This is a genomic window from Paenibacillus agri (genome assembly GCF_013359945.1).
In the GTDB taxonomy this organism is placed as follows: Bacteria; Bacillota; Bacilli; order Paenibacillales; family Paenibacillaceae; genus Paenibacillus_AQ; species Paenibacillus_AQ agri.
Genome location: NZ_JABWCS010000213.1, coordinates 179,467 through 200,510 on the forward strand (window position 1 = coordinate 179,467; position 21,044 = coordinate 200,510).

The following is a 21,044-nucleotide window of genomic DNA, read 5'->3' on the forward strand; positions in this document are numbered from 1 at the left end:
AATGTATACGCTTTCTGGTATGATTATCCTATAGTAGATACCTTTAATCAGATAGGAAGTGTTATCCATGATAGATATCCTTGAAGGTAAGAGACTTATCGGTGATATTCGCCAGAATCTGGCCAAAGTTATTGTTGGGAAAATAGATGGAGTGGATCTGCTGCTGACCGCATTGCTGGCTAATGGCCACGTGCTGCTGGAGGATGTGCCTGGAACGGGCAAGACCTTGCTTGCCAAGGCCCTGGCAAAGTCGCTGGACTGTCACTTCAAACGAATTCAGTTCACACCGGATCTTTTGCCCTCCGATTTGAGCGGCATTAATTACTATAATCAGAAGACCGGAGAGTTTCAGTTCCGTCCGGGCCCTGTATTCGCCAGCATTTTGCTGGCCGACGAAATTAACCGCGCTACACCGCGGACACAATCCAGTTTGCTGGAATGTATGGAGGAGCGCCAAATCACTATTGACGGGGTTACGCATGGACTGGAGTCACCGTTTCTTGTAATTGCGACCCAGAATCCTGTAGACAATCAGGGTACGTTTCCGCTGCCGGAGGCGCAGCTCGACCGCTTCCTGATGCGGATCAAGACCGGCTATCCATCCCTGGAAGAAGGGGTACATATTCTCCAAAGGTTCCGGCTCGGCAATCCGCTTGAGAACCTGACAGCGGTGGCATCGGGTGAGGAGATCCGTGCAGTACAGCAGCTGGCAGCAGAGATTAGCGTTAGTGATGATCTTCTGAATTATATCGTCCGCATCACTGAAGCTACGCGCAGTTCTACGGCGGTAAGGCTGGGTGCGAGTCCGCGGGCCAGCGGTGCACTGTTAAGATCTGCCCAAGGGTATGCACTCATTCAAGGGCGTTCATTCGTAACACCGGATGATATTAAGGCCGTTGCTGTGCCGGTGCTGGCACACCGTCTGCTACTGCATCAGGGCATGAAGGCTCGGGAGGGGCAGGCTGCAGAAGTTGTAGAACAGGTTCTGCGCGAAGTGGAAGTACCTGCTGAACCGCTACTGGCTGCCAAAGGCGGAAGGGCGGACTAAGCCATGGCTTTAGTGTGGTTCATCCTCTTCGCTGCAGCGTTGCTGCTAATCTTATCCTTCATTTATCAGAAGAATGCGCTGAAGGCGTTAAGCTACGACCGTTATTTCTCCAGAAAAGCCGTCTATGCAGGCGAGGAGCTGGAGATGGTTGAAGAGATAGTGAATGCCAAGCTGTTGCCGCTTCCTTGGTTGCGGATGGAATCCAGTATCGCTACAGGGCTGGAATTCGGCAGACAGGAGAATCTGGGTATCAGTTCGGGTGACATCTACCAGAATCATGTCAGCCTGTTCTATTTACGCTCCTACCGTCACATCAAACGTCGCCATACCTTGGTTGGTGAACGGAGGGGCTTCTATACACTGGAATCGGTGACCATGACTACTGGAGACCTGTTCGGCTTTAGTCGGGTCGTTAAGACCTTTCCTCTTCAGCTGGAACTGCTGGTTTATCCCGAACTTATCAGCTTTGATGAGATCCCTCTGCCGGTGCACAGCTGGCTGGGCGAATTGGCCATCAAGCGCTGGATTGTAGAAGACCCATTTCTGACTGCAGGCATCCGTGAGTACAGCACAGGAGATTCCATGGGCATGGTCAACTGGAAGGCTACGGCGCGTACCGGAGTGATGCAGGTTCACAAGAATGATTATTCAGCTGATTCCCGGCTGATGATCTGTCTCAATGTAGAGGTTAGCGAATCCATGTGGAGGAACATAACGGATGTGGAACGAATAGAACTTGGCATTCGTTATGCAGCGGCTGTTGCCGGCTATGCACTGGATCATGGCATTGAGACCGGGTTCATCTGCAACGGGAGGCTAGTAGATGGCGATGCCCGTGAGCCTGTCCTGTCCGGCCCCATAGCTCAGCAAGAGGAGATGTTGGGGCTTCTCGCGCGATTGACACTTGACCGGACACTGCCAATGAACCGCCTCTTGGAGCTGCAGGCCGAGAACGGTACCAGAGATACAGACTATCTGATCATAACCTGTCATCAGGGCGCGGATCTGCTGGAAGCGGCCGGCCAGCTTATGCAGGAAGGCAATGGTGTGGAGTGGCTGACCATTCCGGAGCAAGGGAGGGAGAGCGCATGAAGCACCCTTCCTGGAAATTTTTGCAATATTCATTGATGTTTTGGGCTCATGTGCTGATGGAGCTGCTGTTATTTTTGCCTCTTCTGATGCTGTATGCCACATACCTTCTTCCTGAGCATATGACACCGCTATGGATGATATTATTTGCACTGTTGTCATTGTCTGGCGTGCTGCTGCGATCTCTTTGCGATATCAGGTGGAAACAGTTAGGAGTGTCCTTACTGCTGGGAGCGGTGGCCGGGCTTCTGTTTTCTGGAGTATCATTATCAGGTATTTCTTTGGCTGTTGCTTGTCTTATCTGTACCTATCTCGGTCTGACTACCGAGTCTAGAATTGGCCGGAATAAAACGTATTACAGCGGAATCGGTCTCTATTTTTTAGCCGCTATAGTGTTTCCAAAAGTTTCACAGCTTGAGCCATGGACGACACTCCTTACCTGGTGCGGTAGTCTGAGTGTCATAATTGTTCTCCTGGCATCGAACAGCGATCATTTGCGTTATACCTCACTTTCCGGCCGGACTTCATCCTTGCCGACAGGCTTGCGACTCCATAACCGTATTTCTGTACTCCTCATCGTGGTTGCAGCGGTAGCACTGGCGTCAGGAGCGGGGCGAATGATCGGTGGTCTGCTCTTCAGCGGACTTCGCCAGCTATTGTCCTGGATCGCCCGATTGTTATCCGGCTCGGAAGAAACTCCTCTGCAGCCGAATGAACCAGCACGTGCTACACCAGAAATGCCGCCGGCGGAAGCCAATGACCCTGGTCTTATAGCGCATATCTTCAACGTACTGTCCTATGTTATCGTAGCAGCTGTGATCGCAATAGTTGCCTTTTACATTTTGCGCTGGCTCTACAAAAACACTGGCGGCCTGCTGCACAAAGCCATTGCCGCTGTTCTAGCTTTATTGATGCGTAAGCAGCCGAGCCGTGGCAATGAGACTTATCAGGATGAAGAGAGTAGTGTTTTTGCCTGGGAGAAAACGTTGCAGAATTTCAAACAATTCTGGACCACGGCTGTTAGCGGGGGAAGTCGGGATCGCTGGGAGCATATGCAGGGCAACAGGGATCGGGTGAGATGGCTGTACCGCCAGTGGCTGCGTTCCAAGCAGGAGAACGGCTATGAGATCAAGAAGCATCTGACCCCGCAAGAAACAGGAGCCGACGCGGCGTTGTGGAGCGCTGGCAGAAACCGGAAACGCAAAGGAAGCAGTGACACTGCCACCATGCCGGAAGAGAGGTTGCTTGATCTGTATGATCAGGCCAGGTACGGTCAGGAAGAACCTACCGATGCAGATGTGGCACAGATCACGGTGTTTCATAAATCGAAATCCTGAATTTCCTATAGATAGTCCCAAAAAAAGCAGCAGCCCGTTTACGGCTGCTGCTTTTTTCTCGAATATTAATTTCCAATTGAAACCCAATTAGAACAAGAAGCGTAAACTCATAAGTGAGACTATTCTAGCAATGACGGTGCCCCGCAGGCTGCGGTTTTGATAGCAATCGCCGTCCCCGGCATCATAGAAATGACCTCCTCGTCTATTCTTTTGTACAACTCTAACATAAGGGTTACAACTTGGACACAATTCCCATAGTGTTAGCCTCTATAATAATCTTTGTAAATACGTTTGGAGGGAAATCAATGAGAAAACATAGACGTACATATGTAGCCATGCTGCTTAGCACTTTTATTATCAGTCAACTATCGGCTTACTCAGCGTCTGCAGCTCCAGTCAAAACTACTAATAATGTCAATTCACCGACCAAAGTAGCGGCTCTGGAACCAAGTACAACAACCAATCTAGGCAGTGTACAGCTGGGAGCAGGGGTTAATGCTACCCTTGAGGATATCAGGCTGTGGCCTCAAGCGGGAGGGAACATCCTCACGTATACCCTGAATTATGCCAACGGGGGCGGCAGCAAAGCCGGTCTGATCAATTATTTTTCACGGGTGGTCACTTCTGGAGGCACGGTTATCCCCGGCACTCCGGTAACGGCAGATGCACTGAAGAAAAGTATCGATTCCAAGCAAAATCTGCGTGTAACCTATTATGTTAACGTTGGCAAGACCAACTCCCTGAACGGCATCAAGATCGCTATGTATGTCTGGGACGCCAAAGCCAAGGGCTATTTGCGGCAAGCGGGATCCATAGGCGTTCCTGCAAGCTATTCCCAGTCGACACTTCATGGGAAAATCCTGAATACCACTATGAGCGACATTCCTGTTGCTGCGTCTTCAGAATCTTTCCAAATCTATAAATATAGCAGTAAAGTCTACGCCAAGATTGGCCTGAATGTAACTAATAAAGGGAACAAAGTACTCAGCGATCCCGGTTATAAGGCTTACCTGGTATCGGCAAGCGGAACCGCTTTTGAGCTGGCTTTAGACAGTTCGCAGGCCGGGTACAAAATACAACCGCAAGAGAAGAAAACGATCTATTATTTGACCGAAATTCCATCCTACCTAAAGACCGATAATATGAGACTGCAATTCGTACAGAGGGACGAGACACTGAAGGTGGACCTTCCACAGTCCGCTTATAAGCTTCCGGCTGCTACAACACCTGATTTGACGGTCGCCAAGGGTGTTACTAAAAAAATCATTATTAACAATAACTCTGTAGAAACCCAGCTGAGTAATGCAGCGGTCTATGCTGAGAATGAAACCGGTATGTGGACCTTCCAACTCCGTTTCAAGAATACCGGGAACAAGGCCGTCACCTTGCCGAGTTATGAGCTGGCCGTGAAATCTGCCAAAGGAACCTCATTCCCGGTAAACGCAAATGGAATTAACGGACTTCTCTTGAAGCCGCTTGAGGAGAAAGTGATCTCGCTTAAGGCCCAAATTCCGCTGTCGGTTGAACAGAACACGTTACAGCTGCAAATGATTGAATCCGTTGGTTCTGCGCCAGATAAATCAATCTCACCGGACAATACCGGAAGTGGTGGCAGCGATGCCGGAACAGGTTCGGGAGCTGGCAGTAATACGGCCAAGCTGACCGTTCCAGTGGCATATTTCACCATCCCTTATACGTTAAGACCGGATACACAGAAGGGGCTGGATTATAGAACAACGAATGATTACGGGACTTTCAATTACCGTCTGCTTTCTGTGCAGCGTTTTCCGTGGAAAGACGACGATATCATCGTTGCGAAGCTGAATATCAATAACACTCAGTCTGTAAACCTGTCTCTGCCTGATCTAAAAGGCGCCGTCAAACTGGACAACAATGATCTTACCGGTTCGACTGAATTGTTCATGGACAAGGAGTTCCAATCGCTGGCACCTGGTAAATCGGCGGACATATACGTGATGGCCAAAGTTCCGTATACACAGAGGTTCGATAAACTAAGTGTTAACCTGTATACAACCGTCAAAGAAGAGACTGTCTCTTTCCTGTCGTTCACTACAGACAGTATGATCAATGCTGTGGCGCAGATTGAGCGTGGAGGAAGCTACGATATCATTGCTAAAGGCAAGAATGCCAAGGTTCAGGAGAATAAGACTACGATCTATGAAGGCGTTAACTCCAACATTGTATACTCCGAATTATTGCTGAGTAGCGAAGAGAAGAGACAGAGTAAGATGGCCCGTCTCCAAGGCTACTTTGCGACGCCGAACGGTGAACTGTACGAAGCGGTATCCAACCAGCCGGACACCTCCGCAACACCAGGTGGCAAGCAGTTAGTCACATTTTGGGCAAAGGTTCCTAAGTCGGTGAATTTGTCCGATGTTGCGCTATACTTGGGACCTGGCATCACTGGCAACAAGCTCAGTGAACCGGGACAGGAGCCGACCGGATTCATTAACATTGCCTCACTGGATCTCAATCCAGTGGAGACTCCGCCGGAGAACAATCTGTTGAAAGTCACACTGTACCCTTATACCTTGTCCATGCTCAGTTCCGAGGGTCGGAACCTGCAGGGAACAGATACGATCAATATCGTGATGAGCTATAATCTGTTGCGTGATGTCAGCTATGATATGGGGACCTTTAACCACAAGCTGGTTCTCAAAATGACAGATCCTTATGGCCAATCCCAGGAAAAGAGTCTGGCTATCGGCACAGATCTTAATGAAGGCAGTAACAATATAATTAATCTCTCCTTCAGTAACCCGGTTTACAAGAAACTGGCCGGAGGAGCTTACCGGATCACGCTCTATGACGAGTTCCAGGGCGAACGGATTGAGCTGGCCAGCCAGGCGTACTCGTTGTTCATTGACAGAGCGCCGACGCCAGACAAATAGGACCCTCTATTAAAGTACAGAAGGAGCAGCTTGTATGTTGCGAGTGGAAAAAGTAACCCATTCTTTCAAGAACGGCAATGAAACAACCGCCGTGCTGCATGATATCAACTTCTCGGTTCAGAAGGGCGAGATGGTCGCGCTGCTGGGCAGCTCAGGCTCCGGGAAGTCGACCATGCTCAACCTGATGGCAGGGCTGATGAAGCCTACGGAAGGACATATTTACATTGCCGACCATGATATTGTGAAAATGAGCGAGAACAAACTGTCTGAATTCAGACGAAAAAATATCGGATTCATTTTTCAGGCGTATGAGCTTATCACTAGCCTGACAGTACGTGAGAACGTGGAGCTGCCGCTGGTTTTCCAGTCTGTGGCTCCATCCGTGCGCAAGAAGAAGGCGCTGGAGCTGTTGGAGGCGGTAGGCATTCCAGATAAAGCCGATCTATTCCCTGCCCAGCTGTCTGGTGGTCAGCAGCAGCGTGTAAGTATCGCACGGTCCCTGATCACGGAGCCATCCGTTATTTTCGCGGATGAACCGACCGGGAACCTGGATTCCAAAACAGAGGAAGAGATCATCACGATTCTGCTTGATTTGAACAAAAAAATGAATACAACCTTTATAGTTGTTACGCATGAAATCGAGGTCGCAGAGCAGATGCAGCGCATCTTCACACTGCGGGACGGATTTATGATCACCGGAGAACAGCCTCCTACCGAAGTGGAGTCCAAAGGAGGAGAGCAGGATGAGAGTTAGGGATATTTCGCGTCTGGCCTGGGATCAGATCAAACGGCGCAAGGTGGTTACAGGTCTCTGTATGGCAGGGATATCTATCGGATGTGCTGCCATTATCGTTGCACTCAGTCTCGGAGATTCGGCGCAGGCATACACAGAGAAAGAGATCAACAGCCGATTCAAAATGGATGAGATCACTGTAACCCCCAACAGTGGCGTACCCAACCAAGGGAAGAATGGGAGCCAGGGGGAAGGGGATAACGAGAAGCTCGATCCCGGTAAGCTGACCCGCCAGAAGCTGGAGATCATCTCTGGACTGAAGCATGTGAATGCGGCAGCGCCTTTCCAGGAAATTGGCTGGCTTCAGATGCTCACGATTGATAACAAAATATCTGATATTCAGGTCATAGGTACCAATCTTAGCCTGCTAACAAAGTACGATAATACCTTCAAGCAGGGAGGACCTTCTGAGCTAGCAGGAATGGCCGTGCTGAATTACGGAGCGACACTGGGTCTGATTGATAATGAGACAAGGCAAAGTCTGTATGAGGCGATGGGGAATGATCCATACAACAATGATCTCAGGCTACAATATGATAATCTTAGCCGTATGCCAACGGATCTGTATCAGCAGCAGATACAGTTTCAATCGACCGATTATAGCAATGGCAAGTCCATTGTCAGCTCCTCCATTCGAGTCATGGGGATTCTCGCCAAGCCCAAAGGAATGGATGAGAATATGGCGATGTATGACAAGAAGATCTACGTGTCTTTGGAAACGGCTGAGCGACTGCGGGATGAACTCAATCTGAACAATGATTCGAATGGACAAGCAGGTGTCTATAACAATGCGATTATTAAGGTAGATAGTATCGATAATATCGTAGCGTTGGAGAAGCTCATTCAGAAGCTTACCCTGAACACCAGCACGAATCTGTACCAGAAGGAAATGCTTGCAGAGCAGTTTAGTATGATCAAAAAAGTAGCACTCGGGGTCGGGATATTCATTCTGATTATTGCCTCCATCTCCATTATTGTTGCCATGACCATGTCTTCCCATCAACGCCGTCGACAAATTGGAATCATGAAGGTACTGGGAGCTAATATGCGGCAAATACGCAATATGTTTATTACGGAAGCTGCATTGCTTGGTTTTCTGGGCGGACTGCTGGGCGTGGTATTCTCATATTTGATCGTTACCGGCATGAACAAAATAATCGGCTCCGCTGGCGGTATGGGTGGAAGTGAGGGAGGTCTTGTCATCGCCATTCCGCTGATGACGATTCCGATCGGCATCGCATTCGCCATTATGACAGGTGTTTTATCAGGGATTTATCCGGCCATCAGTGCATCGAGAACCAATGCGCTCACGGCTATCAAACGGGATTAGTATTTTTGTGGCAGAAAGGAAGCCGAGGGAATGAAAAGGATTATAAAGTGGGTCATCATCCTAGCGATTGTAGCCGTAGCCGGTTATTTCGCTTATGACAAAATGTTCAAGCCGCAGGAAGCACCGCCGATGGAGGAGCCTGTGCAAAGTATCACCTTCCCGGTTACCCAAGAGACAATTAACAAGACGATTCAGGTTAAAGGGAAATCTCAGTATGAACATGAAACGCTCGTCTATGCGCCGTTTGCTTCTAAAGTAACTTCCTGGAAGGTAGAGAATGGCGGACAGGTTAAGAAAGGCGATATCCTGTATACGCTGGATCAGGAGACGCTAAAGAACGATATTGCGACACAGGAAGCGACCATCCGTAAAGGCAAGCTGGAAGCGGAGCTGAATGCTTTCGTGAGTCAGCAGGACGAGGAGAGTGCCGCGCTGGGTGCCACCGAAGCAGATCGATTGAAGGTGCTGGCTTCCCAGGAAGCCAAGCGGATCGGCGATGAACTGAACGAGGTGACTGCGGAGATTCAGGCCCGGGAGCTTGCCAGCAAGAAGGAAAGGCTGAATACAGCGATTTACCGTGCTCCGGCAGGTGGGATTTTCCTCTTCGACAGCACTAGTGAACGTCCACAGACGGTGTCTGACAACCAGTACATCGGCAAGATTGTCGATCTTAGCAAGGTTGAATTTGTCGCACTGGTGGGAGAGCAGGATGTATTCCGGATCAAAACCGGCATGAAGGTAGACGTGAAAATGACTGCACTCAAAGAAGAGAAGCTGTCCGGCGAAGTGACCAAGGTAGCTAAATTTGCCACTACCGCCTCGGGACAGACGAATAACACCAGTCAAGTGCCGCAATTTGAAGTCATTATTAAGCTTGATGCCAATGAGCATCTCATCGGCGGTCTAAGTCTGAATGGCGAGATTGAAGCTATCCGAAAAGAAAATGCAACAGTAGTCTCCAGCATGGCCGTAATTCATGATGGCGATGCTGCTTATGTCATGCTGGACAAGGGCAATGGTGAGGTTGAGCGGAGAGACATCAAGATTGGCCTGGAGACAACCGACAAGACAGAGATTCTGACCGGACTTAAGCCCGGTGATACGGTTGTTCTCCAGTAGCAACACAGTTATTTAGCAATTGTTGAACGCCAAGCTTTAACATCTTTATTGAGGACGGTAAGATCAGGAACGGGGACAGGGTTGTCAGTCAATCCGTATTTATGCTTCAACGCTAAAATACGGTAGACACTCTCGTCAATTCGCGATTCCTTGAGCTTACCGTTCTTTACGTTCTGCAGAATCGCCTCGCGGACACGTTTCTCATTGTCATATTCGTGAGCGACCAGAAGTATATCGCTGCCGGCATTGACGCTGTCAAGCGCAGCTTGGCCCAGATCGAAATGCTTCATGATTGCGCCCATTGTCAGGTCATCGGTGATAACGACACCCTTGTAGCCCATCTCTTCCCGAAGCAAGTCGCCAATGATCGTACGGGACAAGGAGGCAGGTCTGTCGGGATCCAGATTGGGAAACAGAATATGGGCCACCATGACCGCATCGGCATTCTCCTTAATGGCAGCCTGGAAGGGGAGCCATTCTAGCCCGGCCAGCTGATCTCTGGTTTTATTCACAACAGGCAGCTCCAGATGAGAGTCTACGGAGGTAGCGCCATGCCCAGGGAAATGCTTCACTACCGGAACAACGCTTTCGCTCTCGATGCCTTTCATCTCAGCAATGCCCAGTTTCACAACGGTGTCCGCCGAATTGCCGAAAGAACGGTCGCCGATGACAGGGTTCTTGGGATTGCTGTTAATGTCCAGTACCGGAGCGAAGTTCATATTGAATCCGGCGGACCGCACCTCCCGGGCCAGCAGCGTGCCCATGGTTCGTGCAGCATTCGCATCATTGCGGAGCCCCACTTTGGCGTTAGAAGGGATGGTAGCGTACTCCGCAGGCATACGGCTGACTTTGCCACCCTCCTGATCGACACTCATGAACAGGGGAGCAGGATTGGCTGCATTACTTTTCTTCATGGCATTAACCAATTTGACCATCCCTTGCAAATTATCAATGTTGTTACTATAGAGGATAATACCGCCTACCTTATCCTCTGTGATCATCCGTTTGGCCCCCGCATCCAGGGTAGTGCCGTTAATTCCGACCAGCAGCATTTGTCCGATCTTCTCCTCCAGGGTTAGGGACTGAAGCTGAAGGGCTACAGGATCAGGATCTGCCGTAGGCGTTGCGGGATTAGGCTTTGAGGTGTTAGCTTCTGTTGTGGACGGCCCTGCTGCTGACACGGTTGGTGCCGCGGCTGGCGTCGGAATGGATACTGTGGATGAGGACTTACTGCTGCCACAGCCGCTGAGAAGTGGAATCAGGAGCAGAACTGAAGCAAGGGGAGCAAAGCGTTTTTTATATAAGGGAAATATCGTTAGGCGTTCTATTACTTTCATCAGTTAGAATCTTCCTTTCCTCTATGCAAAGTAATGTCAGGTGGTATCATTCAGACCTGCTTTAGTGTATCCACCTTTAAATTCCATAATACCATTCTCCGTCTATCTCTCCCAAGGAGAAGCGTAGCGGAAAGCAGCTCTGAGAAGTGATTTTGAGAAGTAGGGTGGAGGGCGGACTTGCCCCATTATCAGTCTGAGTGATAAGATATACAGGAATCGATACATATTTTGAAATATAAAATTTGAGGTGACGTGTCCATGAAAGACGAATTATTTAATGCACTTAATGAACAGATGAACTTTGAGTTCTATTCCGCTCACGTTTACCTTGCTATGGCTGCTTATTGTTCCGGTGAGAGTCTCGACGGATTTGCTAATTTCTTCTTGGTTCAGGCCGAAGAGGAAAGATTTCATGCAATGAAAATATACAGATTCCTCAATGACCGCGACAAACGGGCAACACTGGCTGCGCTCAAAGAGCCGAAGAATGAATACAGTTCGATGCTTGATGCGTTTGAACATGCGTATGCTCATGAGCAACAGAACACCAAGAAGTTCTACCATCTTGCAGACATTGCCTTGGACGAGCGCGAGCATGCGACCATTTACTTCCTGAAATGGTTCATTGACGAGCAAGTGGAAGAAGAAGCGTTGTTCAGCAACATTATCTCAAAACTGAAACGTATCGAAAAAGACAGCAACGCCTTCTATATGCTGGATGCTGAGTTTGCTGCCCGTAGCTTTACTGCTCCAGCAGAGTAACATCAGATAGCACATACTAATCCCTGCAGCCCTTTGGCTGTGGGGATTTTTCATGTTTGTTAGCGCCCGTTTAGCCTAAAAAGTTGAAGAGAGTCAAATTATGTTGCATAAGACAACAAAATTCATGTGTTCCAACTCTATTTGGCAGGGGTAACTCTTGCGCCACTCGGCAACACTGTTTCTCTAGACCCACCCGATTAGCTGCGTGTAATATAGAACAATACTATTGCTTGGGGGTTACTGGTTTTGGATAATTACAAAGACATCAAACAGGGTGAAAGAGGTGCCTGGCTAAGCATAGCAACGTATATTTTGTTATCCGCCGTCAAGCTGTTCATAGGAACGATCTCGGGTTCCCAGGCGCTGCTTGCCGACGGATTGAACAATACTACGGATATTATAGCGTCTATAGCTGTCCTGACGGGGCTGAAAATATCGCGCAGGCCGCCGGATTCCAATCACCGGTACGGACATTTCCGTGCAGAGACGATTGCGGCAATGATCGCCTCTTTTATTATGATCGCGGTCGGACTTCAGGTCCTGTACCAGGGTGTGAACAAATTCATGGAGCCGTCACTTGCGACACCCGATCTGATCGCTGCCTGGACAGCGGCGGGAAGTGCAGTCATCATGATGGCAGTCTACATGTACAACATAAAGCTGGCGCGGCGTATCAACAGTAATGCTATCGAAGCTGTGGCGCAGGACAACCGCTCAGATGCGCTGGTGAGTATAGGTGCTTTTATCGGAATTATCGGCTCCCAGTTCGGGATTCCTTGGCTAGACCCGCTCACAGCGACCATCGTCGGCCTGGTGATCTGCAAGACCGCATTCGATATCTTCCGTAAGGCTACACATGACCTCACTGACGGGTTTGACGCGGCGGAACTTGAACGGATGAAGAATACGGTAGCCGAAATTGACGGCGTGCAGTCGATCAAGGATATTAAAGCCCGTGTACACGGCAATAACGTCTTGGTGGATACAACCGTGCTGGTAGATGCCAAGCTGAATGTGGTTCAGAGTCACGACATTACCGAAGAAATTGAAGATCAACTGAAAGATCGTCACCAGGTTTCTTACGTGCTTGTCCATATTGAGCCTGTTTAATAAAACCAGGGATATTCCTCTTATGAGGATGTTCCTGGTTTTTCTGCGTTATTGACTGGGCACAGGGAGATGTGTGTATAATTACAATATGATATTAACAACTGGATAATATTAATGTTTTTATAGAAAAGGAGCACTGTAACCTATGTCTGATCACCCTCTTACTAATGCCAATGGTTTAACTGAAGCACAATTTCTGGCGACTTATGATGCTGATGCGTATGAACATCCTTCGGTGACAGTGGATATGCTGATTTTTACCGTGATGGACCTGGAACAAAACAATTACCGCAAGCTTCCCCAGAAATCTCTCCAGCTATTGTTGATCAAACGGGGCGAGCATCCGTACCTAGGCCAGTGGGCACTGCCGGGCGGCTTCGTAGCTGTAGATGAAAGTATTGAGGATGCGGCACGACGAGAGCTATACAGCGAAACGAATATAGAGGATCTGTATATGGAGCAGTTGTTTACATGGGGAGCTGTGCACCGTGACCCGCGTACACGGGTTATTAGCTGTTCGTACATGGCGCTCGTTGACCGAACCACGCTGGATGTGCGGGCCGGGGACGATGCTGCGGATGCAGCCTGGTTCGATGTCTCTTATACAATTGAGGCTGAACACACAACAACCACCGAGCAGGGGATGGAGACAGAGAAGCGGGTTCGCATCAAACTTCAGAATGAGCAAGAGACTCTATCTGCAGTTGTGAGGATTGTAGAGTCCGTACAGGGACGTGTCAAAAAGCTGTCACGTGAAATTGTAGAGAGCGAGGGAATAGCGTTTGACCATTCCATCATGATTGAGTATGCGATTGAACGTCTGAGAGGCAAGGCTGAGTATACCGATATTGTGTTTAACCTGATGCCACCATTATTCACATTGTCTGAATTACAGCGGGTATATGAGATTATTCTTGGAAAAGAGCTGCTGGCCGCGGCTTTCCGCCGTAAAATGGCCGATGCCGTTACCGAAACGGACGAGTACACCAAGGATGCTGGGCATCGTCCATCGAAGCTGTATCGATATAACCCGGAGTGGAGTCATAAATAGCTCATATCGATAATTTTTCATGTAGAAAATTGTCGTGTGATGTTGTTAACTGAATTTTCATGCAAAAAGGTGGAGAATATACCTTATTTCCCATTCGAATGGTTTGGGATAACGAAGGGATGAGGCCATGATTGCCTGGAAGGATTCTTATGATATTGGGGTAGAAAAGATTGACTGTCAGCACCGGCAGCTGCTGGCGAAGCTCAATGAGTTTTTCGAAGCTTGCTCGAATCAGCAGGGCCGGGACAAGATTATGGAAACACTGAAATTCCTGAAAGAGTACACACTCGAGCATTTCGGCGACGAAGAAGAGCTGATGGGAGAGATTGATTTTCCGGAGCTGACGGAGCACCGCAAGACCCATGCGGATTTTGTGAAAACAGTGCTTGAGCTTGAAGAAATGATCAACGCCAAGGGCGTATCCGTTCTGTCTACGATCAAATTGAACCGTACTTTGACGGATTGGCTTGTTAATCACATTAACAAATGTGACAAGCTCATTGGTGAATACATGGCCAGCCGCGGCAAGGCTGTATAAATCTGTACATAGGACCGGCAGGGAACTGCCGGTTTTTTGCGTTGTCTAAGTGAGTTGATCATCTGATGCCTATGCTTGGATGGAATGCATGAATTTACAATTTTTCAGGGCTGATTTGCTGATTCTCTGTGTGGATTTTATACTGTGTTAACGGTTTGTGTTATGATTTGAGTTAGATACAGAAGAACGCGGTAAAGGGGAGAAACATATTGAAGACTTTGCAAAGAATAGCCTCAGGAGTATTGATGCTGCTTGGGTTGGTTCTAGTGAATTATTACATCGGCTATCACCTGTGGCTATTGGTACAGGAGTGGGTGCCAGGATCGTCTCCGGTCTTGTTCTGGAGTCTTTTTACAGTTGTCGCTCTGGCATACGTCATCGGAATGATTCCATGGCCGCAGGCGCTTAAACCAGCTGGGAGACTGCTTAAGGTCATAGGCTCATATTACTTGGCTTGTATGGAATTTGCTATTCTCCTGCTGCCTTTGACAGATTTGGTGTATCTGTTGCTCTACTGGAGCGGTAAGGTGCCTGATTCCTTTGTCAGTGATGCTGGCGGGGTACTGCTGGTGTTGTTGGCTCTGTTCCTGATTTGGGGGTCCAGAAATGCCTGGAGTACGGTTGTGCGAAATCATTCGCTGCCTATCGCCAAATCGCGTGGAACCCGGAAGCCGCTTACCGTTGCCGTAGCATCTGACCTGCATCTGGGGAACATCGTTGGCAATCGTCATCTGAAAAAAATGGTGGCAGAGATCAATCGCATGCAGCCGGATATTGTCCTGCTGGCCGGGGATGTGCTGGATGATAGCATCGAGCCGTTCGTTCGTAATAAGATGAGCGAGCAGTTAAAACTGCTTAAAGCCCGTTATGGCGTATATGCTGTGCTGGGTAACCATGAATACTACGGTGGCTCCATCGAGGAATATACTCAAGTGATGAAGAGCATCGGGATCAGGGTGCTGCAGGACGAAGTTGTGGAGACAGCCGGTGTTTATATCGTAGGTCGTAAAGACAAAACTGCGGAAACAATGGAAGCCGGCGGCAGATTGAGCGTACCTGCGCTGCTTGAGGGAATTGACCATTCCAAGCCTGTCATCATGATGGACCACCAGCCGACCGGCTTTGGAGCTGCAGCTCAGGCAGGTGTGGACGTTCTGCTCTCGGGTCATACGCACCGCGGCCAGATCGCACCCAACCACTGGATAACCAAACGATTATTTGAGCTTGATTGGGGATATCTGCAAAAAGAAAACCTCCATGTAGTAGTCTCTTCTGGCTACGGAACGTGGGGGCCGCCAATCCGCTTGGCCAGCCGTTCCGAGCTAATTAAGCTGGAGGTTTTGCCGGAAGGTAGAACGAGATACAGTGAAGAGCCGGTAACTGCGAAGACTGTGCTGGTTTAATCAGCGAAAACTATCACCGAAATCAAATGATCTGGAGTCTGATTGAACCGATGATTGTGTGCCCTGAAGCTATGGCTTCGGGGCTTTTTTGTGTAATGGTTGGAGGAGCAGACAAAATTCAGTTTTGACAAGTCTGAGGTGGTAGTGTATTTTAAATATAGTTAAGTTATTAACTAATTGGAGCTGACAACGAAGTTATGGATGATTTGCAGAAATATGTACTGAACCAGCCGCTGCCTACAGAGGCGTTCTTTACCCTGGTGGAGACGACTGCTAAGCTGGTGGCTGTTTCCGAGAAATACTGGCAATCCAAGGGCCTGAATGGAGCGAGAATTCGCATTCTGGTAGAGATCGCCAAACAGGGCGGCAGTATCCTGCCCTCCGAGCTGGCGTCGATCATCGGCGTTACCAAGGCAAATATTAGCCTGCTGCTGACCCCAATCGAAAAGGACGGCTATATCAGCCGGGCCAGTGATGCAGCCGATGGCAGGAAGACGGTGATTTCTTTGACTGGTAAAGGTGAAGCGTTGCTGGAGGAGCATTTACCAGAGAATCGGCAAGGGGTGGGCGAGCGGATGCAGCGGCTGGAGCCGCAGGAAATCCATCAGCTGATGGGATTGTTGCGGAAGTTGACCAGAGAGTAGCTGATTGGATCAGCGTACTCTTTTTAATCATATAGTTAATAACTTAACTAAATTCAGGAGATGGAAAGGACGTTATTCATGTCGATACTTATTACCGGAGCAACCGGACAGCTTGGCACTAAAATTATCGAAAGACTCGCAGAGATTATTCCCCCGGAACAGTTGATTGCAGGTGTCCGGGACCCGCAAAAAGCAGAGTATTTGCAGTCCCTGGGAGTACAGATCCGAATTGTGGATTATGATCAGCCGGAGACCCTTGAGGAAGCTTTCACCGGGGTTTCCAGGCTACTGCTCATCTCCAGCTCAAATACGGATGATGGTATCCGCTATGTTCAGCATAGTCATGTTATCGAGGCGGCCAAGAAAGCGAAGGTCGAACATCTTCTGTATACAAGCTTTGCCTTTCCAAAGCCGGGTGCCGATCCGCAGCATAATGTACATTTGCGCACCGAGCAGGCGATTCTCGATGCCGGCCTAAAGTACACTTTTCTGCGCAATGCCTTATACACAGATTTTGTCGGGGTGATTGGTTTAAATAAAGCTCTTGTCAGTGGGGAGCTGGTTACCGCTTCGGGAGACTGGGTGTTCAACACCGTTACACGCCGCGATCTCGCCCTTGGAACGGCCAGCATATTGGCTTCATCCGATCATAAGAATGCCATTTATGAATTGACTGCCTCGGAGACGTGGGATTTCCGTCAGCTGGCAGTGGTACTGTCGGAGATAGCCGGTCAGCCAGTGGTTCATAAGCAGGACGCAGGGGTGCAGCACTGGATCTACCCGTTTCTGTCCAGACTCGATACCGCATCCACTTCACAGGATCTGGAGCGTTTTGTTGGAGGGCCGTTGCTTTCTCTAAAAGAGAGCATAATTCCCTTCGTCCGTTCCACAGCTGACTGAGCGAACGCATTACAGATTAGATAAAGTTGTTGAAACGCTCTAATGTTGATACTATGGGAGCATTATATGATGTCCAGGTATGGCAGAGAGTGAGTGAGAAGCAATGAAGAAGATTCTAGTGACCGATGATGATATGAACATCCGCACCTTATTGAAGCATGTGCTGACAAGAGAAGGGTATCAGGTGCTTGAGGCAGGGGATGGCCGGGAAGGGATTACGGTGTTAAAAGAGCACACGGTGGACATGGCGATTGTCGATGTGATGATGCCCCATGTCGATGGGCTGGAGCTATGCCAACATATCCGTGAGACGTATGATATCCCGATCATTCTTCTGACAGCAAGGCAGCAGCTCAGTGACAAAGAGCAGGGATACCTGCGGGGAACTGACGATTATTTGACCAAGCCTTTTGAGCCGGAGGAGCTGATCTTTCGGATGAAGGCGTTGTTCCGGCGTTATTCGGTGGCTTCCAACGATAAGATTCGCCTGAATTCCCTTGTCATTGACCGCAAAAATTATGAGATCAACGATGGGGATGATGTCCTGCTGCTTCCTGTAAAGGAATTCGAGCTGCTGGCGCAGCTGGCTCAATATCCGGGCCGGCTGTTCTCGCGCTCTGAACTGATTGAGCTGGTCTGGGGAGCCGGGTACGAGGGGGATGAGCGGACGGTCGATGTACATATTAAGCGGCTGCGGCAGCGGTTTGCCGGGTATCAAGATGATTTTGTAATCCGGACGGTGCGCGGCATCGGCTACAAGGTGGAGATGATCAACGCATGAAGTCCTTGTATGTTCGGATGTGCCTTGTATTTTGCTCTGTCATTATTGTGAGCAGTTTGCTCGGCTTCCTGATCTCTAATCTCTACTATCAGTCGCAGGTCAAGCCGGAGAACGATGCCAAGCTGACCGGGATGGCTGTACAAATCCAGCAGTTTATTGCCACGCACCCGGAGTCGCAGGAGGATTATCTGCAAAGCACGGCAGCTCTTGGTTATCGACTCTACCTGACGAACGGGAAAGGCGACGAGCGAAACTATGGCGAGCCATTCCGGGTCATGGATCTGGAGAAAGAGCAGATTGACACGGTGCTGGGAGGACAGGTATACCACGGAATTGCCGAGTTTCCAAGCAAGCCGTTTATCACCGGTTTTTTTGACAACCAGCTGCGGAATTCGATAGGCGTGCCGATCCAGACGGCGGAAGGTACATATGCGCTGTTCCTGCGGCCGGATGCTCAGGTTCAGTTCGGAGAGCTGCGGATCTTTTTTGCGATGATTATCGGGTTCACGCTTCTAATCAGTCTGGGCTTTGTGATGATCGGTGTACTTCATATTGTTCGGCCAATCACACGGCTGACTACAGCCACGAAGCGGATATCCAAGGGCCGGTACGATATCAGGCTGAACACGTGGCGGAAGGACGAGATCGGTCAGCTGGCTTCTCATTTTATGGTGATGAGCCGGGAGCTGGAACGGACGAACCGGGCACGACAGGAGTTTGTCGCTAATGTCTCGCATGAGATTGAATCCCCGCTTACGTCCATTCAAGGGTTTGCGCATGCGCTCAGAGAAACCTCACTGCCGGAAGAACAGCGGCTGGAGTACCTCACCATTATTGACGGAGAGAGCCGCCGTCTGTCGCTGCTTAGCAAGCAATTGCTTACGTTGTCTTCGCTGGATTATGATGCCGAAGCGCTGACCAAGAAAGACTTCGATCTCAAGGCCCAATTGCGTCAGGTTGTGCAGATTATGGAGTGGAGACTGACCGAGAAGCAACTCGCTGTGCGTCTGAATCTGGCGGACATCAGTATCCATGCTGATTCTAATTTGCTCTATCAGGTGTGGATGAATCTGGTGTCCAATGCCATAAAATACACGCCTGTCGGCGGTTCCATTGCCATCACCTCCAAGATAGCCGGAGGAAATTGTATCGTATCGGTCAAAGATACTGGCGAAGGCATCGCCGAAGAAGAATTGCCGATGATCTTCGACCGTTTCTACAAAGTCGACCGGGCGCGTACCCATGAGACGCATAGCAGCGGCCTCGGGCTCGCCATTGTGCAAAAGATTGTTGAAGCACATGCCGGAACCGTGGAGGTCTCCAGCAGTGTAGGTGAAGGGACGATCTTCACCGTGACCCTCCCACTATTGTAAATAGTGGGTTTTTGTAATTCTTTATTCATACTCCGTTCATTTTCACTTTCTACACTGTAGCTATACAGAGTAGAAGGAGTGGTACTATGTTTTTAGCCCTGAGAGAGATGAGGCATTCCAAAGCCAGATATTCGTTGATTATGGTGATTATGCTCTTGGTCTCATTTCTGGTCTTGTTTGTTACGGGACTAGCAAGAGGCTTGGCTTATGCCAATATTTCCGCCGTGGAGAACATGCCTGCGAATTATTTCGCGGTTCAAAGCGACGCGGAGCATACCTTCAGACGTTCCGTGCTGGGCGGTACAGAGCTTGAGGCGGTTCGGGCTGTCACCGGAGAGGCCAATGCAACTCCGCTTGCAGTTCAGATGAGCACGGTTACGGCAGGGACTGGCAACGCGGATGACGTGAAGGCTGACATTACTTATTTTGCAGTGGATATGAACGGAATGCTGGCTCCTAAGGTGGTACAGGGGGATAAGCTCACCAATGACACCACAGGCAGCGTGCTCGTAGATAAGAAGCTGGAGCAGTCAGGCATTACAATCGGGAGTACGCTCCGTGATCAGGCGACTGGCAAAAGTTTTACCGTAGCCGGATTCGTGAAGGATAGCTCCTATAGCCATACCCCAGTGGTCTATATCAATCAACAAGAATGGCAAGAGATGAAGCAAGGTGCCAGCCAAGGAGGGGGCTCTCCGCAAGAGGCATCCTTTAATGTTATTGCACTGAACATCACCGCTGATCAGGCCGCCGAGCTTAATGGCAAGCTCGATCATGTGGAGATCATTACCCAGAAGCAGGCTATTGAGAGCATTCCGGGATATTCCGCGGAGCAAGGCTCTCTGCTCATGATGATCGTTTTCCTATTTGTTATTGCCGCTTTCGTGCTGGCCGTCTTCTTCTATGTCATTACCATTCAGAAAACAAGCCAGTTCGGTATCCTCAAAGCCATGGGCACCAAGATGTCTTACCTTGCCTGGAGTGTTGTAGGTCAGGTCATGATTCTGTCCATTGCGAGCTTGGTTGTCAGTCTGGCACTGACCTTTGGGATGAACATGGCGCTGCCGGATTCGATGCCGTTCCAGCTTGAACCGATGACGATTCTGTGGACCAGCTTATTATTCATAGGCATGTCCTTGTGCGGATCGCTCATATCAGTGGTAAGAGTAGCGAAAGTCGATGCATTGGAAGCGATAGGGAGGGCTTACGCATGAGTGCGAAACTAACAATGAAGCAAGTGACCAAAACTTATGGTGACGGGGATACGACCATCTCGGTGCTGCACAACCTGAACCTGGAAGTTCAGGCGGGGGAATTCGTAGCGGTGCTGGGACCCTCGGGTTCCGGGAAAAGTACCTTTTTGTCTACAGCAGGTGCGCTGCTCTCGCCAACCAGCGGAGAAGTTCTGATTGACGGGGAATCGTTAAAAGACAAGGATAAAAGCGCGCTGACCCAGCTACGACTGGAGAAAATCGGCTTTATGTTCCAAAGCGCTCAGCTGCTCCCATACCTGAAGG

At 49.4% G+C, this 21,044-nt stretch carries 19 protein-coding genes; 18 read left to right on the forward strand and 1 reads right to left on the reverse strand.

Annotated features, from left to right (window positions below; translation table 11 throughout):
• The first annotated feature begins 67 nt into the window (after positions 1 to 67).
• From HPT30_RS18105 to HPT30_RS18135, 7 genes are all read left to right on the forward strand, one after another.
• Positions 68 to 1,048, forward strand: a complete 981-nt coding sequence (locus HPT30_RS18105; protein WP_175372749.1) for an AAA family ATPase — start codon at positions 68 to 70, stop codon at positions 1,046 to 1,048.
• Between the two features lie 3 nt (positions 1,049 to 1,051).
• Positions 1,052 to 2,140 (forward strand): DUF58 domain-containing protein, encoded by a 1,089-nt coding sequence (locus HPT30_RS18110; protein ID WP_175372750.1) that lies wholly within the window; start codon positions 1,052 to 1,054, stop codon positions 2,138 to 2,140.
• Complete coding sequence (locus HPT30_RS18115) at positions 2,137 to 3,474, forward strand: DUF4129 domain-containing protein (RefSeq protein WP_175372751.1); 1,338 nt, start codon at positions 2,137 to 2,139, stop codon at positions 3,472 to 3,474. The genes HPT30_RS18110 and HPT30_RS18115 overlap by 4 nt, the downstream gene beginning before the upstream one ends.
• A 305-nt stretch (positions 3,475 to 3,779) precedes the next feature.
• Entirely contained in the window at positions 3,780 to 6,386 is a 2,607-nt protein-coding gene (locus HPT30_RS18120) for a hypothetical protein (RefSeq protein ID WP_175372752.1), read from the forward strand.
• 34 nt (positions 6,387 to 6,420) lie between these two features.
• Positions 6,421 to 7,140, forward strand: coding sequence for an ABC transporter ATP-binding protein (locus tag HPT30_RS18125; RefSeq protein ID WP_175372753.1), 720 nt, complete (start codon positions 6,421 to 6,423; stop codon positions 7,138 to 7,140).
• Positions 7,130 to 8,509 carry an ABC transporter permease gene (locus tag HPT30_RS18130; protein WP_175372754.1) on the forward strand — a complete coding sequence of 460 codons (1,380 nt, stop codon included), beginning with the start codon at positions 7,130 to 7,132 and terminating at the stop codon, positions 8,507 to 8,509. Before HPT30_RS18125 ends, HPT30_RS18130 begins: the two co-directional genes overlap by 11 nt.
• A gap of 30 nt (positions 8,510 to 8,539) precedes the next feature.
• Complete coding sequence (locus tag HPT30_RS18135) at positions 8,540 to 9,628, forward strand: efflux RND transporter periplasmic adaptor subunit (RefSeq protein ID WP_175372755.1); 1,089 nt, start codon at positions 8,540 to 8,542, stop codon at positions 9,626 to 9,628.
• Between the two features lie 8 nt (positions 9,629 to 9,636).
• Here the strand turns inward: HPT30_RS18135 and nagZ are convergent, their stop codons facing one another.
• Complete coding sequence (gene nagZ, locus HPT30_RS18140; protein WP_175372756.1) at positions 9,637 to 10,965, reverse strand: beta-N-acetylhexosaminidase; 1,329 nt, start codon at positions 10,963 to 10,965, stop codon at positions 9,637 to 9,639.
• Positions 10,966 to 11,223: 258 nt separating this feature from the next.
• Between nagZ and HPT30_RS18145 the strand changes: the two genes are divergently transcribed.
• The 11 genes from HPT30_RS18145 to HPT30_RS18195 all read left to right on the forward strand — a co-directional run.
• The gene (locus HPT30_RS18145; RefSeq protein WP_175372757.1) at positions 11,224 to 11,727 is read left to right on the forward strand and encodes a ferritin; all 504 of its coding nucleotides are present in this window, start codon (positions 11,224 to 11,226) and stop codon (positions 11,725 to 11,727) included.
• Positions 11,728 to 11,973: 246 nt separating this feature from the next.
• On the forward strand, positions 11,974 to 12,837 hold the full coding sequence (locus HPT30_RS18150) for a cation diffusion facilitator family transporter (protein WP_175372758.1): 864 nt from the start codon (positions 11,974 to 11,976) through the stop codon (positions 12,835 to 12,837).
• A gap of 145 nt (positions 12,838 to 12,982) precedes the next feature.
• Complete coding sequence (locus tag HPT30_RS18155; protein WP_175372759.1) at positions 12,983 to 13,888, forward strand: NUDIX domain-containing protein; 906 nt, start codon at positions 12,983 to 12,985, stop codon at positions 13,886 to 13,888.
• A gap of 127 nt (positions 13,889 to 14,015) precedes the next feature.
• Positions 14,016 to 14,426 carry a bacteriohemerythrin gene (locus tag HPT30_RS18160; protein WP_083205157.1) on the forward strand — a complete coding sequence of 137 codons (411 nt, stop codon included), beginning with the start codon at positions 14,016 to 14,018 and terminating at the stop codon, positions 14,424 to 14,426.
• Between the two features lie 209 nt (positions 14,427 to 14,635).
• The gene (locus HPT30_RS18165; protein WP_246317234.1) at positions 14,636 to 15,829 is read left to right on the forward strand and encodes a metallophosphoesterase; all 1,194 of its coding nucleotides are present in this window, start codon (positions 14,636 to 14,638) and stop codon (positions 15,827 to 15,829) included.
• A 197-nt stretch (positions 15,830 to 16,026) separates the two neighbouring features.
• Positions 16,027 to 16,473 (forward strand): MarR family winged helix-turn-helix transcriptional regulator, encoded by a 447-nt coding sequence (locus HPT30_RS18170; protein WP_175372760.1) that lies wholly within the window; start codon positions 16,027 to 16,029, stop codon positions 16,471 to 16,473.
• Positions 16,474 to 16,551: 78 nt separating this feature from the next.
• The gene (locus HPT30_RS18175) at positions 16,552 to 17,373 is read left to right on the forward strand and encodes an SDR family oxidoreductase (RefSeq protein WP_175372761.1); all 822 of its coding nucleotides are present in this window, start codon (positions 16,552 to 16,554) and stop codon (positions 17,371 to 17,373) included.
• Positions 17,374 to 17,476: 103 nt separating this feature from the next.
• Positions 17,477 to 18,154 (forward strand): response regulator transcription factor, encoded by a 678-nt coding sequence (locus HPT30_RS18180; protein WP_175372762.1) that lies wholly within the window; start codon positions 17,477 to 17,479, stop codon positions 18,152 to 18,154.
• Positions 18,151 to 19,527 carry a sensor histidine kinase gene (locus HPT30_RS18185; RefSeq protein ID WP_175372763.1) on the forward strand — a complete coding sequence of 459 codons (1,377 nt, stop codon included), beginning with the start codon at positions 18,151 to 18,153 and terminating at the stop codon, positions 19,525 to 19,527. The genes HPT30_RS18180 and HPT30_RS18185 overlap by 4 nt, the downstream gene beginning before the upstream one ends.
• An 86-nt stretch (positions 19,528 to 19,613) precedes the next feature.
• On the forward strand, positions 19,614 to 20,741 hold the full coding sequence (locus HPT30_RS18190; protein ID WP_175372764.1) for an ABC transporter permease: 1,128 nt from the start codon (positions 19,614 to 19,616) through the stop codon (positions 20,739 to 20,741).
• The coding region (locus tag HPT30_RS18195) for an ATP-binding cassette domain-containing protein (protein ID WP_175372765.1) at positions 20,738 to 21,044 on the forward strand (307 nt) is incomplete at its 3' end. The genes HPT30_RS18190 and HPT30_RS18195, both read left to right, overlap by 4 nt.

Bases quoted from the DNA above. Each gene is read 5' to 3' on its own strand.
- HPT30_RS18175 (WP_175372761.1), top strand. From the start codon at position 16,552: ATGTCGATACTTATTACCGGAGCAACCGGACAGCTTGGCACTAAAATT.
- HPT30_RS18125 (WP_175372753.1), top strand. From the start codon at position 6,421: ATGTTGCGAGTGGAAAAAGTAACCCATTCTTTCAAGAACGGCAATGAA.
- HPT30_RS18180 (WP_175372762.1), top strand. From the start codon at position 17,477: ATGAAGAAGATTCTAGTGACCGATGATGATATGAACATCCGCACCTTA.
- HPT30_RS18120 (WP_175372752.1), top strand. From the start codon at position 3,780: ATGAGAAAACATAGACGTACATATGTAGCCATGCTGCTTAGCACTTTT.
- nagZ (WP_175372756.1), bottom strand. From the start codon at position 10,965: ATGAAAGTAATAGAACGCCTAACGATATTTCCCTTATATAAAAAACGC.
- HPT30_RS18105 (WP_175372749.1), top strand. From the start codon at position 68: ATGATAGATATCCTTGAAGGTAAGAGACTTATCGGTGATATTCGCCAG.
- HPT30_RS18185 (WP_175372763.1), top strand. From the start codon at position 18,151: ATGAAGTCCTTGTATGTTCGGATGTGCCTTGTATTTTGCTCTGTCATT.
- HPT30_RS18190 (WP_175372764.1), top strand. From the start codon at position 19,614: ATGTTTTTAGCCCTGAGAGAGATGAGGCATTCCAAAGCCAGATATTCG.
- HPT30_RS18135 (WP_175372755.1), top strand. From the start codon at position 8,540: ATGAAAAGGATTATAAAGTGGGTCATCATCCTAGCGATTGTAGCCGTA.
- HPT30_RS18130 (WP_175372754.1), top strand. From the start codon at position 7,130: ATGAGAGTTAGGGATATTTCGCGTCTGGCCTGGGATCAGATCAAACGG.
- HPT30_RS18155 (WP_175372759.1), top strand. From the start codon at position 12,983: ATGTCTGATCACCCTCTTACTAATGCCAATGGTTTAACTGAAGCACAA.
- HPT30_RS18115 (WP_175372751.1), top strand. From the start codon at position 2,137: ATGAAGCACCCTTCCTGGAAATTTTTGCAATATTCATTGATGTTTTGG.
- HPT30_RS18160 (WP_083205157.1), top strand. From the start codon at position 14,016: ATGATTGCCTGGAAGGATTCTTATGATATTGGGGTAGAAAAGATTGAC.
- HPT30_RS18170 (WP_175372760.1), top strand. From the start codon at position 16,027: ATGGATGATTTGCAGAAATATGTACTGAACCAGCCGCTGCCTACAGAG.
- HPT30_RS18110 (WP_175372750.1), top strand. From the start codon at position 1,052: ATGGCTTTAGTGTGGTTCATCCTCTTCGCTGCAGCGTTGCTGCTAATC.
- HPT30_RS18145 (WP_175372757.1), top strand. From the start codon at position 11,224: ATGAAAGACGAATTATTTAATGCACTTAATGAACAGATGAACTTTGAG.